This window comes from Paraburkholderia sp. FW306-02-B (assembly GCF_058782725.1).
The window spans coordinates 3,197,190-3,209,353 of the sequence record NZ_JBYSXZ010000001.1 but is presented as its reverse complement, the minus strand read 5'-3'; the positions used below and the strand labels follow the sequence as shown (position 1 = coordinate 3,209,353).

Genomic DNA, 12,164 nt, shown 5'->3' with positions numbered 1-12,164 from the left:
TTTGTTAAAAATTTCGTGGGCGTATCCCGAAGTTCAACGATCCAGGCGGAAGCAATGCGGAGCCAGGCGGACTTGGAAGGCGAGGTGCCGAATAGTTTGCCTCGCAACTTGCAGAGGCCAAATGCATCGATAGGAGGACGGGAATGGAGGCGGACGACACGCTTCAACAAGATGCGTTGAATGGCTCGGCAGGGGAAGAATCATGGCCGCTCCGGGAGATGGATCTGACAGCGGCAATTGAGCGGGGTGAATTCCTGGTCGAATATCAGCCCGTGGTTTCTATGCGTTCCGGTGTCATCACGTGCGCGGAGGCGTCACTGCGCTGGGCGCACCCGCATCGGGGAGTCCTGTCGCAGGACGACTTCAATCCCGGCGTGGAGCGCATTGGAGCATCGGCGTTACCGGGCCAATTCGTTGTAGCGGAGGCATGCAGGCAGCTTGGGATCTGGAGTCAATGGGGAGGCGGTGTGCCGTCGATCCTGCTCAACCTGTCGGTGACGCAGATCTGTACAGCGGAAATTCCAGGGGCTCTCGAAGACTCGGTGGCGCGAAACCGGTTGGCTCCGTCACAACTGACACTCGAAGTGTCGGAGGCATCCAGGCTGGAGAAGTCGCCACAGTTGCTTGAGCGACTTAAACTGCTTCGGCAAAAAGGCTATAGGATCGTGCTTGGAGACTTTGGTGCGCGTCACACATCGATGCCGCTGTTAATGCAATTGCCCGTATCTGGCGTTAAATTCGGGCGCACATTCACAGTTACTTTGCCCAACTCGGCCGTATCCAGAGCGATTCTGTCGAACGTGTCGCGACTGCTGCGGGATCTGGGTCTGACACTGATCGTGGCTGGCGTTGATAAAGACGGGCAACTCGCTGTCGTCCGGGAATATGCGGATATCGAATTGCAGGGAGCCCTGATTGGCGGTCCCGTATCCGCTGAAGCTCTGCCAGCTTCCGTAAATCTCGCCGCGCTGAGTCAGGTCGATCCGCACAAGGCAGGTGGCGGCGGACGTTAAAGAGGCCGCTTCGTAAAACGTCGAGCCGGCGCGCAACGTTTTTGGAGAGGCCTGCCCGACTCTCGGGACTCGCTGTCGCAACTCCGGCCAGGATGCCGTGGCATCACTGCTAGTCAAGCTCGCAATCGCTCGAAGCACCGGGCGCACCGATAGTTCGCACATTGCGTCACAAAAAGCGCTGAACCTTGTGATCACGGTCTTCTGGGAAGTCGATTAATAATTGAGGAATCCGCTAACAACGCTCTTACGCAAGTGCCGCCTCGAGATGTGTGGCGTCATCTGCATGTTCAATGATGAATTTTTCAAACGCACGCACACTATTTTTACTTGCCAGTTGCTGAAGGCTCACGGCAAGTCGGGTGCGGTAGTGAGTCCTGTAAGCCGTGTCGGCCGCGTACCGGACACAAAGCTCAATCAGGCCCGCCTTGTTGGGTGCCACAAGTTCTGCAAATCCAAGATAGCGCATCAGTGCTGCCGCGTGCCGCTGTCGCATATACAAGCCTTCGAGGCAGAGGACAAGTGTTCCTCCGTGCAGAGCGTCCAGCGCGGTGTTGTGTCCGGACCAGGATGGGTTATCAAGAAAGACGTCTCCGCAGGCGCAGAGTGCAACAAACTCCGGCTGTGTCAGCGGCTTGTGTTGGCACCGGACGTGCTTCTCGTAGGATAGGCCGTGACGCTCAAAGGCATTCTTCAGTCGATCGACAAATATATTGATACTTGCGTCATCGGATCGCGGGAAGAAAATGAATCTGCACCTTTCGCCGATGCGGGCGGCGATGAGCGGATATATATCGTCGTCTCCGGGCACATACTTGAAGGTGGACTGGGGCGACACGAATACGACATCTTGTTGGTCGAGATTGAAGAATGCGCGGTCGATGTCGGCCGGTCCTGGATAGTCGAACGAGTAGGTGCATCCGAGTCCTGGCAACGGGACAATTTTCTCCCGGTAGAAGTCTTGCGCATCGGGCGACTCCATCATCTCTGACGAAATGACATAGTCGACTGCGGCCGCACCAGAAGTGTCTGGATGACCAAGTAGTTGAACCTGCACGGGCGCGAGCCGCAGACAAGTCAGGCAGTATGAGCTGAAGTTCATGCCGACATCCGGGAACACGACGACGTCCGGAGCGTCGGTTGCTAGTCGTTCAACAATGTCACCGACGAACGTACTTGAATAGAAGCTGTCTGACAGACTTTTCGCATGCGCCGTGAAGCGGTCATGCGACGCGCCCATATGATATGTATATACCTCGAACTTATCCCGATCCAGGTTCTCGTAATATCCGATTGTCGGAATCTTCCAGATTGAATGCCCGCAGAAGAAGGCGGAAACGAATGCAATTCGAACCTTGCCGCGACCTGGATTACTGCGCCTCACTCTACGGTTTTGGACTGCACGTTCGCATGCTCGGGCGAATGTTGTTGCCATTATCCGAGCCAATTGATCGTTGAACCGGCTCAACAGATCAAGGTTGGACCGCCCGTTATATGTCAGGTAGAAGAGCGGATCGCACCATATATCCCGTAACTCCTCGGCGTTGACAGGAGACTGGGCGAGGGCTCGCGTTATTTCCCGCTCCATTACCTCCAACGCACTGCCTATCTCATTCCTGACGGCGTCGATCTGTTTGACTGTCTCGTAGACAATGGGTAGGTGGAAGGCAACCTTCTGAACGATGCTGGCAACGCTCTGTGGGTTCAGTTCAACCGCGCGGCTCGCATGCTCCAGAGCCTTCCTGGTCTCGCCGAGGTAGAAGTAGACATATCCCAGTTTCGAATGAATTGCCGAATCCTGAGGATAGTGTTCCAGCAGCTTCATCAAATGACTTGCTGCGAGGAGGCGAAATGGTCGGGTCTTAAGTCCAAACGCAACGTAGGCCGCATTGCGAACGACAAGGCGATCGTTCGGCGCGAGTTCTGCGGCCCGTGCATAAAACCGGTAGGCTTCTTCACGATCGCCGCGCCGCTCATGACAGATACCGGCGTTATTGAGAGGGGATGCCCACCATGGAGCCAGCTCTGAGGCCCGTACGAACAGCGCGAAAGCGTCGTCATAGGCCTGCGCCCTCAACTTTACGTTGCCGGCCAGATAATAAAGGTCTGCGTCCGCCGCGCCGTCGAGAAGCGCTGTGGTGAGAATTTTGTCTGCCTGCGCGGACAGGCCGCCATTGACCGCGCATCTCACCAGCTTGACTAGCGAAGTCTTGATAATGTCCATACTGATATCCGATGTAGATTTAAGCCGTCGTTAACATGCCGCTTAGTCGTCGGAATGCCCCCGATATTGATCACGATGCCGACATAGGTCATGCGAGCCTGGGAGCATGCCCAGCTTTTCAACGGAATGATCCGCCGGCGAAGCTGACCAAAGCACTTTAAGTGCTACGGTCTATAGTGCGGATCGTGGCCAGGCAGTGGCTGCCGACACAACGGCGAGATACACGAAACGTGGTCAATTTCTGCGGATAGGCGGACGGCTTGCCATGCAGAGGTCGCGAAAGAGTTGCTGCTCGCCGTCGTACCCTTGGAGCGTCCCGCGCAATTGAAGGCGGCTTTCCACCCGCTTTGTTTCCGTGTCTGTGTGCTGCACAAGTGCGTAAGTCTTCTTTCCCTCCGGCGACCGCTTGACATATCCACTGCTGACACAGGTCGTCAACATGCGCTGGATTGTTGAGGGACTGGCATCAAATTGTTTCGCCAGCTGCGTGATGGAATATGTCTTCTCGGGTTCCATTTTCGACAACAGGTCGCGGTGAGTGAAGAAAGGTCGGATTGCCTGGTTCATAAGTGTCTTTCGTGATCTGACCAGGGCCGCGCTGCGATGTTCTTGAAGTCGGCACCTGACCGAGATGTCAATCGTCGAACGGAAGAAAAACGGGCCTGCATTCCCTTCGTCTGCTATCGCGTCTGTTAGCGACGCGCCCGCTCCATGGGAGTTCGTGTCCCTGCGGCGCACGAATTTGCGTCGCTATGACTGGAGCCAGCAAGAGCGGGTATGACACCCGTTCCGCAAATGAGTCCCATTGTGGCAAGCATCGGATCACCGACGAGTGCCTTCACTACCTCCCACGTGATGTGGTCGCGGTCTGCTCTGCTGCGACCACATCGCGCATGCTGTCTCAGCAGGATTCCATGAGTGCGCCACGCGCGACGCTAGAAATCAGCCGTTTGCGACGACGAACATTCATGGCGATCTACGTCGCCTGCCGTTTATCAAGGCTTCTTGCTACCCGGCTAGAGCAGCCTTGACAGCGACGGTTTAAGTCTCCTTGTCTGCGCTATATAGCAGGTTGTCGACCTAACCCGCGGGCGGTATATGCCAATAGATTCGTATCTTTCGAGGGTTCCTGAAATAGCAGAAGTTAGAAAAGTGTCGATGGAGGTGATATCTTGAACCGCTTTACGTCGGAGCCCGGTATGGCGCGGTGTGATGCCAGCACTCCTGTTCACCATGCGGCGTTAACGTGCAATGTATCGAATGTCGGAATGCCTTGGCTGTCGCTGTTCGCCCTGTCAGTCGCACGGTCTGTCTGATTTGTGCCTGCGGTAATTTGTGCATCGTAAAAATCTAAGTTTTGAGATGTACGCTCGCGATGACGCTCCGTATATTTACGTCGGGAACTAGCGCTTGACATGCCAACTGCGCTGCCTTTGAAAGGGGGGCAGCTCACGGTAGGTGAGGTCCGGCCACGAAGCGAAGTTGGGTCGCATTCCTCCTGTCGTGAAGCAATTTCAAGCGAGGTCCATGGGAAACGCCCGCGGCTCAGGAGACGATCACCGTCCCAGGCAGGCGCGTCTCAGCAATAGGGTGCTCTCGACGTGTGCATCGTGCCGGAATCCATGCTATCGGGTAGTCACCGAATGCCCAGACTCGAAGTTGGCCCGCGTGACTGGATCTCGAAGAGGTGGACACCGTATCGTCGGGCAATATTTCGCTTCCTGCTGGCAGGTCTTCTGTTTGCCGATAAGGCGAGGCCTTATTGGTGGCGTCCCAACGCGCGTCAAACAGGGCCCGCGGCCGTGACAGGACAGCGCCAACTTTCCGGGTGGCATGATCGACGGTACGGCGCGCGACGGCGGTTTTATGCGGTTAGACAATGCATGATCGTTCGGTCATTGCCGTCGGCCAAGATGTGCCGAGTTTCCGCCATCCGACAGAAATCGAGGAACTGCGATTTATAGATGTCTCCGCAATTCGTACAGTCAAGGGAAGGATGGCTACCTGGCCTTGGTTCGCAAATTCTGAGGCAGATGGCCGTGCGCTTTGTTGAAACCGCGTGGCGTTAGGCAACTGCTTCTTACAGGTCCCGCACGCTAGTCCGCGGCAAGGGCGGTATGCCGGTTTTCGCTGAAAGATTTGATGTGATCCATATGCGTCCCGTCATGGAGCCATGACGGTCTGTCCACTAACGAATGTCGGGAGAGCGATGCGAATTTCCGAAGGTTTTGTCGGGGTAGAAGGGGCATTGAGTCTGCCGGCTGTTGCCGCGCTGTCGTTGCTCAACGGTCGGGGCTGGGTGCTGCGGCCGCTCGGAACCGCGGGCGGGATAGCACACGGAGATCGTCGGCGGGATGGCTTCGCAGCGATCACGCGCCAGGTGCGCGTTCCGATTTGGATGAGCCATTGGCAACCCAAATACACGCCCAGGATGCCGAAACTGTCCGCGTTGGAGCATCCGGCGGCTGCGGTATTTGAAAGGAGTGCGCCAGGTGCGCACGATGCGTGTCGGCCGCAACGGGGCCAATTGCGTGTCAGGGTCGTTAGCGGTGTCGTTGGACTCGGCGCGTTGGTGGTGCTCGCATGGACTGCGGGGCACTATGCGCGCCACAACGAGGAGGCCACCTCCCGTCGAGATGTGGCGATGCTGCCTCGTATTGGCGGCGACGTGCCGGGCGGAAACGAGGGGGCGTCGGCCGGTCCGCCGCACGAAGATTTGACACTGTTCGCAAACGCTCCAGTTGCCGGCTCAGCTTCACCCGCGGTTATCGACGGCACGCATGAGCGTGTCGCCAGTGTCGGCACGGAGTCGCATGGAACCGACGCACATGTGCGCACGACAAAAATTCCGGTTCAACCGTTGATGCAGCCGCTTGCTGAGCCGCGCAGCCCGGTGAAGAGGGAGCGTCAGTTGGTGCCTCAGCGTGGTCTGGCTAGCTCGCGTGACGCGGGCCGACCTTCTTCAGATCGCACTGTTGTCAGTGGGGCGCGCAATCAGCCGGTGAGGACAGGGCGTGTTCAGGAGTGGCGAACGCCGCGGTTCGACGCACGCAGCGATGCCGGGGAGAACAGCCAGCGAGGAGGGGCTACCTCAAGATCGGCTTTGGAGTCCAAGCTGGTTGACGCAACCAGTGCATCTCGAACCGATTCGGGCGCGGCGGGGTGGATGGAATACATGAAGCAACGCAGGTTGACGGAAGTGCCACAGGAATTTTTGAAGTAAGGACGGACGCGAGAGAGGACCAACGGCTGCGATTGCGATGTTACTTGTCGACGGCCCGCGTGACCGCCATCCGTTTTTACCTCGCCGGAACAGAAGTCAGTAATGCGTTGTCGCTTACCGTCCCTGTGTCATGCCTCCACAGTTGCGAGTATCTTGGCGTTACCGTGACTCAATCAACCGATTGACACCCGTCCGCCCTCCAGATTGCATGGGCAAAGTCGTGATCGACGGCTGCAGACGTGCTGCTCTGACGGGAGTCCTTCTTGTACTTTCGCACTCCACCCGTAGGCATGTCCTTCGTGCTGCCACTGGAAGTGGCGCTCCTAAATGGCGGCTTACGAAAGTAGTAACGTGCAACCCGGCCAATCTTTAAGGGGTAATCTATTAACCCCACGCGCCACGCGCAACCAAACCACCATGAAGCCATTGAAATACCTAACCGGCTACCCGGCATCGCTACAGGAACAAGTCCAGAAGCTGATCGCCGGCCAGAAACTCGGCGCGTACCTGGCCGAGCGATATCCGAACGGACACGAAGTGCAGACCGATCGCGCACTCTACGACTACTGCTCGGAGTTAAAGCGCGAACACCTGCGCGGTGCAGCAGCAATCGACAAAGTCATCTACGACAGCAAGCTCGATGTAGTACGCCACGCGTTAGGCCTCCACACGAGCATCTCCCGCGTGCAAGGCGGCAAACTCAAAGCAAAAAAAGAAATCCGCATCGCCTCGCTATTCAAGGACACGGCGCCGGAATTCCTGAAAATGATCGTCGTGCACGAACTCGCCCACCTGAAAGAAAGCGACCACAACAAAGCGTTCTACCGCCTCTGCGAGTTCATGCAACCGGGCTACCACCAGATCGAATTCGACCTGCGCCTATACCTGACGCATCGCGATCTGACAAAAAGCCAGATCTGGACCGTCAAGCTGCGACAGCCTCCACAGTAGAGGCACTCAACAAAACAGGAATCGACTTCGAAGTCGGCGTCCCCGCGCCATCGGCGACAGAAGACAGTGGCACCAGCGGATTCGTTTCCGGGTAATACGCGCCCAGACACCCGCGCGGAATGTCGTACTCCACCAGCAAAAACCCATCCGCGCGACGCTCGATGCCATCGGCCCAGACGCTCCTGATATCCACTCGCTGTCCAGCGGCAAAACCCAGCATCGCGAGATCGCCCTTGTTGGCAAACAGCACGCGGCGCTGGCCATACACGCCGCGATAACGGTCGTCGAGACCGTAAATCGTCGTGTTGTACTGGTCGTGCGAACGCGTCGTCATCAACGTCATCAGACGCTCGCCGTGCTCCGCGCGTGCGCGATGAATCGGCGTGTCGACCGCAATCGCATGCACCATGAACTGCGCCTTGCCGCTCGGTGTTTTCCAGATCCGCTCGCGTGAGGCCACGCCCAGATGAAAGCCGCCCGGGTGCGTGAGGCGCTCGTTATAGTTCTGGAAGCCGTCGATCACCTGTGCGATGCCGTCGCGGATCAGCGAATAGTCGGCGGCCTGAGCGAGCCAGTCCACCTTCGCGCTGCCAAGCGTCGCATGCGCCATTCGTGCGACGATCGCAATCTCCGACAGCAGATTCTCCGATGCCGGCTTGTTCATGCCGTAAGAGATGTGCACCATGCTCATCGAATCTTCGACACTGACGCCCTGAGCCACACCGTTCTGCAGATCGATCTCGGTGCGGCCGAGCGTCGGCAGAATCAGCGCGTCGCGGCCATGTACGAGATGGCTGCGGTTCAGCTTGGTGGTGATGTGCACAGTCAGATCGCACGAGCGCATCGCTTCCCACGTGCGCGGCGTGTCCGGCGTCGCGATCGAGAAGTTGCCGCCGAGGCCGATAAACACCTTCACCTGAGCGTCGAGCATCGCCTGAATGGTGTTGACGACGTCGAGGCCGTGTTCGCGCGGCGGCTCGAAATCGTAGACTTCGCCGAGGCGATCCAGAAACGCCTGGGTCGGCTTTTCTTCGATGCCGACCGTGCGATCGCCCTGCACATTCGAGTGCCCGCGCACCGGACACAAGCCCGCGCCGCGGCGGCCGATATTGCCGCGCATCATCATCAGGTTCGACAGCAGTTGCACCGTCGGCACCGAATTCTTGTGTTGCGTGAGGCCCATGCCCCATGTCGAAATCACCGCACGGCCTTTCACGTAGATGTCGGCGAGCGTCAGCACCTCGTCGAACGGCACGCCCGATTCGGCGACGATGGTGTCCCAGTTCTCGGCGCGCAGATCGTCGGCGAACGCCTCGAAGCCAACCGTGTGTTCGGCGATGAACGCGACGTCGAGCACACGTTCCAGACCGGACGTCTGCGCTTCGTCATCGAGTTCGATCACGCGTTTGGCCACGCCCTTGATCAGCGCAAAATCGCCGCCGACTTTCGGCCGGATGAACACCGAACTGATCTTCGTGCTGCCCATCGTCAGCATTTCGACCGGATGCTGCGGGCTCGCAAAACGCTCCAGCCCGCGTTCCTTCAACGGATTGATCGACACGATGGTCGCGCCACGTTTGGCGCATTCGCGCAGCTCGCCGAGCATGCGCGGATGGTTGGTCGCCGGATTCTGGCCGAACAGCAGCAGGGTGTCGGCGTGTTCGAAGTCGTCGAGCGTGACCGTGCCCTTGCCGACGCCGACCGTATGCGGCAAGCCGCGGCTGGTCGCTTCGTGGCACATGTTCGAGCAATCGGGGAAATTGTTGGTGCCGTACATGCGCACGAACAACTGGTACAGGAACGCGGCTTCGTTGCTGGCGCGGCCCGAGGTGTAGAAGGCGGCGCGGTCGGGATTGTCGAGGCGCTTCAGGTGGTCGGCGATCAGATCGAATGCTTCGTCCCAGCCGATCGGCACGTAGCGGTCCCGTACGGCGTCGTAGACGAGCGGGTCGGTCAGGCGACCGTGCTGTTCGAGCTCGAAATCCGACTGGGTCATCAGTTCGGCGACGCTGTGCGCCTCGAAGAACGCCGGCGTCACGCGCTTGCTGGTCGCCTCGGCGGCCACCGCCTTGACGCCGTTTTCACAGAATTCGAAGGTGGACGCGTGTTCGCGATCCGGCCACGCGCAACCCGGGCAGTCGAAGCCGTCCGGCTGATTCTGTTTGAGCAGCGTGCGGTAGTTGCCGCCCGTCACCTTTTCCTTGACGAGGTTGATGGCGACGTACTTGAGCGCGCCCCAGCCGGCTGCGGGGTGCGTGTATGGTTCGATGCGAGCTTCGGGTTTCTTCATGATCTTGCCGCCGGAGTGGCTTTGACGAGGCTTTTATGCCGATGCATGCAAGCCTACTGTGTTCCAAAAGCAGCGCAGCATACAGAAAATCGGAAAGCCGAGGGATACAGTTGCTTGATATTTGTCATAGACTGGCGCTCTCGCCCATGCACTTGTTTGAGCCAGGTCCTTGAAACTGTACGAAAAACTCGCCGATGAAATGATCGAAGCCGTGCGCCGCGGCGTTTTCGCGGCCGGTGAGCGGATTCCGTCGGTGCGCCAGGCGAGCCAGCAGCACGGCGTCAGTATCAAGACCGTGCTGCACGCGTACGCGTTGCTGGAAAGCCGCGGGATTATCGAATCCCGGCCGCAGTCGGGCTATTTCGTGCGCGACGCCGTCGCCACGGCCGCGGCGTTCGAGGAGCCGCGGCACAGCCGCAAGGCCGCCGCGCAAACGCCGCCGGTTGCCGCCGAGGTCGACGTGAGCCGGCTGGTGTTGTCGACGCTGCGCAGCATCCGCGCGCACGACGCCATGCCGCTCGGCTCGCCATACCCCGATCCGTCGCTGTTCCCTTGGCGGCGCATCAACCAGTACGCAAATGCGATTGCGCGGCGTCACGCGAGCTGGAACCTGATCGACGACTTGCCGCCTGGCAACCCCGAACTGATCCGGCAGATTGCGCGCCGTTATGCGGAGAACGGCGTGCCGGTCGATCCGGACGACATCATCATCACGCTCGGCGCGACCGAGGCGATCAACCTCAGCTTGCAGGCGGTGGCCAAACCGGGCGACACGGTGGCCGTCGAATCGCCGACCTATTACGCAATGCTGCACGCCATCGAGCGTCTCGGCATGCGCGCGATCGAAGTGGCGACGCATCCGGCCGACGGCATCGATATCGAGGCGCTCGCCGAGGTTATCGCCAGGCAGAAGATCGCGGCCTGCATGGTGATGCCGAACTTCCAGAATCCGCTGGGTTTCCGGATGCCGGATGCGCGCAAGCAGCAACTGGTCGCACTGCTCGCCGCGCACGAGATTCCGGTGATCGAGAACGATGTCTATCAGGAACTGTACTTCGGCGAGACCCGGCCTTCGACCTTGAAGAACTACGACACGAAAGGGCTGGTGCTGCATTGCGCGTCGTTTTCGAAGAGCCTGACCGCGTCGTACCGGATCGGCTGGGCGATGCCGGGGCGCTATCGTGCGCAAGTCGAGAAGCTGAAGTTTCTCAACACGCTGACCACGCCGTCGGTGCCGCAAGTCGCCGTCGCGGACTACCTCAGGCAGGACGGCTACGACCGGCATCTGCGGCACGTGCGCAAGGTCTACCGGCAGCAGGCGAGCATCATGATGGCGATGGTGCAGCGGTTTTTTCCGGCCGGCACGCGGACCTCGGCGCCGCAAGGCGGGTACGTGCTGTGGGTGGAATTGCCCGAACGCGTCGATTCGATGCGGCTCTATCAGGCGGCGCTCGCGCGCGGCATCACGATCGGGCCGGGCATGATGTTTTCGACGCGCAACGAATTTCGCCACTTCATGCGGCTCAATTACAGCTATCCATGGACGGCGCAGACCGAAGCGGCACTGAAGATACTGGGCGAACTCGTGGCGCACACGGCTTGAGAGAACGAGGAGACACTCACGATGGAAGACGACGAAATCGATCCGGTGCTGCTCGCCGTGCTGGCGCAGTTATGGCGCGCGCATCAGGAAACGGCTAGCGGCGCGTGGTCGCTCGCCAAGCTGTCCAAGCAGGCGGGTGTGCCGATGAGCGGCTTGCGGCGGCAGTTGACGGCGCTGGTCGACGGTGGCCTCGTGGACACCACCTTCAACGAGGAAGGAGCGGGCACGGCGCGCCTGAGCGAGATTGGCCTCGACTTATGCGCGGAGCTGTTTGGTGACGCCGGGCCGCCTGACGAGTCGCAGGTCGATCCGGCGCCTCGGGTCCATTGAGGCGAAGTCCGGCTTACCGCGCTGGCGCCAGGAATTTCAACAACGCATCGGTGACGGCGTCCGGTTGCTCTTCCGCGACCCAGTGTCCGGCGCCTTGAATCGCGACGGCCTGCACGTTGGTCGCCACATGGCGTAACGCCTCGCCGGCGATCGGCCCGAGGCTGCCCGCGCCGCCGATAGCGAGCACGGGCATCGTCAGCTTGTGCTTCTCGAATTCCTGATTCTGTTTAGCGTCGGCAGGGAAGGCGCGGTAGTACTCGAAGCCCGCACGCAGCGCGCCCGGCATCGCGTATCCGCGAGCGTAGGTCTCCTCGACTTCGTTGGGGAGCCGTGCCGCAGTGCCGCTGATTCGTGACCTTAGTGACCTTAGTGACCTTAGTGACCTTAGTGACCTTAGTGACCTTAGTGACCTTAGTGACCTCAGCGACCTCAGCGACCTCAGCGAGCTCAGCGACCTCAGTGACCTCAGTGACCTCAGTGACCTCAGTGACCTCGGCGACCTCGGCGACCTCGGCGACCTCGATGACTGCGGA

Annotated in this window: 9 protein-coding genes; 5 read left to right on the top strand and 4 right to left on the bottom strand. The window is 59.4% G+C overall.

Features of this window, described 5'->3' with window-relative positions:
* Positions 1-143: 143 nt before the first annotated feature.
* Positions 144-1,013: an EAL domain-containing protein gene (locus tag AC3WOG_RS14185; protein WP_492578593.1), complete on the top strand. Its 870-nt coding sequence runs from the start codon at positions 144-146 to the stop codon at positions 1,011-1,013.
* 244 nt (positions 1,014-1,257) lie between these two features.
* Here the strand turns inward: AC3WOG_RS14185 and AC3WOG_RS14180 are convergent, their stop codons facing one another.
* Both AC3WOG_RS14180 and AC3WOG_RS14175 read right to left on the bottom strand, forming a co-directional pair.
* Positions 1,258-3,234: an O-linked N-acetylglucosamine transferase, SPINDLY family protein gene (locus AC3WOG_RS14180; protein ID WP_492578592.1), complete on the bottom strand. Its 1,977-nt coding sequence runs from the start codon at positions 3,232-3,234 to the stop codon at positions 1,258-1,260.
* Between the two features lie 234 nt (positions 3,235-3,468).
* The gene (locus AC3WOG_RS14175; protein ID WP_492578591.1) at positions 3,469-3,801 is read right to left on the bottom strand and encodes a helix-turn-helix domain-containing protein; all 333 of its coding nucleotides are present in this window, start codon (positions 3,799-3,801) and stop codon (positions 3,469-3,471) included.
* 1,642 nt (positions 3,802-5,443) lie between these two features.
* Between AC3WOG_RS14175 and AC3WOG_RS14170 the strand changes: the two genes are divergently transcribed.
* The gene (locus AC3WOG_RS14170; RefSeq protein ID WP_492578590.1) at positions 5,444-6,457 is read left to right on the top strand and encodes a hypothetical protein; all 1,014 of its coding nucleotides are present in this window, start codon (positions 5,444-5,446) and stop codon (positions 6,455-6,457) included.
* Between the two features lie 417 nt (positions 6,458-6,874).
* A complete protein-coding gene (locus AC3WOG_RS14165; protein WP_492579802.1) occupies positions 6,875-7,408 on the top strand; it encodes a M48 metallopeptidase family protein in 534 nt (177 codons plus the stop codon).
* Here the strand turns inward: AC3WOG_RS14165 and AC3WOG_RS14160 are convergent.
* Positions 7,383-9,698: an FdhF/YdeP family oxidoreductase gene (locus tag AC3WOG_RS14160; RefSeq protein ID WP_492578589.1), complete on the bottom strand. Its 2,316-nt coding sequence runs from the start codon at positions 9,696-9,698 to the stop codon at positions 7,383-7,385. The two genes, AC3WOG_RS14165 and AC3WOG_RS14160, sit on opposite strands and share 26 nt — an antisense overlap.
* Before the next feature lie 169 nt (positions 9,699-9,867).
* Between AC3WOG_RS14160 and AC3WOG_RS14155 the strand changes: the two genes are divergently transcribed.
* Complete coding sequence (locus AC3WOG_RS14155; RefSeq protein ID WP_492578588.1) at positions 9,868-11,301, top strand: aminotransferase-like domain-containing protein; 1,434 nt, start codon at positions 9,868-9,870, stop codon at positions 11,299-11,301.
* Positions 11,302-11,322: 21 nt separating this feature from the next.
* A complete protein-coding gene (locus AC3WOG_RS14150; RefSeq protein ID WP_492578587.1) occupies positions 11,323-11,631 on the top strand; it encodes a helix-turn-helix domain-containing protein in 309 nt (102 codons plus the stop codon).
* Between the two features lie 13 nt (positions 11,632-11,644).
* Here AC3WOG_RS14150 and AC3WOG_RS14145 read toward each other — a convergent pair whose 3' ends face one another.
* Positions 11,645-11,917, bottom strand: coding sequence for an alpha/beta fold hydrolase (locus tag AC3WOG_RS14145; RefSeq protein WP_492578586.1), 273 nt, complete (start codon positions 11,915-11,917; stop codon positions 11,645-11,647).
* Between the last annotated feature and the right edge of the window lie 247 nt (positions 11,918-12,164).

Bases quoted from the DNA above. Each gene is read 5' to 3' on its own strand.
- AC3WOG_RS14185 (WP_492578593.1), top strand. From the start codon at position 144: ATGGAGGCGGACGACACGCTTCAACAAGATGCGTTGAATGGCTCGGCA.
- AC3WOG_RS14150 (WP_492578587.1), top strand. From the start codon at position 11,323: ATGGAAGACGACGAAATCGATCCGGTGCTGCTCGCCGTGCTGGCGCAG.
- AC3WOG_RS14145 (WP_492578586.1), bottom strand. From the start codon at position 11,917: ATGCCGGGCGCGCTGCGTGCGGGCTTCGAGTACTACCGCGCCTTCCCT.
- AC3WOG_RS14160 (WP_492578589.1), bottom strand. From the start codon at position 9,698: ATGAAGAAACCCGAAGCTCGCATCGAACCATACACGCACCCCGCAGCC.
- AC3WOG_RS14180 (WP_492578592.1), bottom strand. From the start codon at position 3,234: ATGGACATTATCAAGACTTCGCTAGTCAAGCTGGTGAGATGCGCGGTC.
- AC3WOG_RS14175 (WP_492578591.1), bottom strand. From the start codon at position 3,801: ATGAACCAGGCAATCCGACCTTTCTTCACTCACCGCGACCTGTTGTCG.
- AC3WOG_RS14165 (WP_492579802.1), top strand. From the start codon at position 6,875: ATGAAGCCATTGAAATACCTAACCGGCTACCCGGCATCGCTACAGGAA.
- AC3WOG_RS14170 (WP_492578590.1), top strand. From the start codon at position 5,444: ATGCGAATTTCCGAAGGTTTTGTCGGGGTAGAAGGGGCATTGAGTCTG.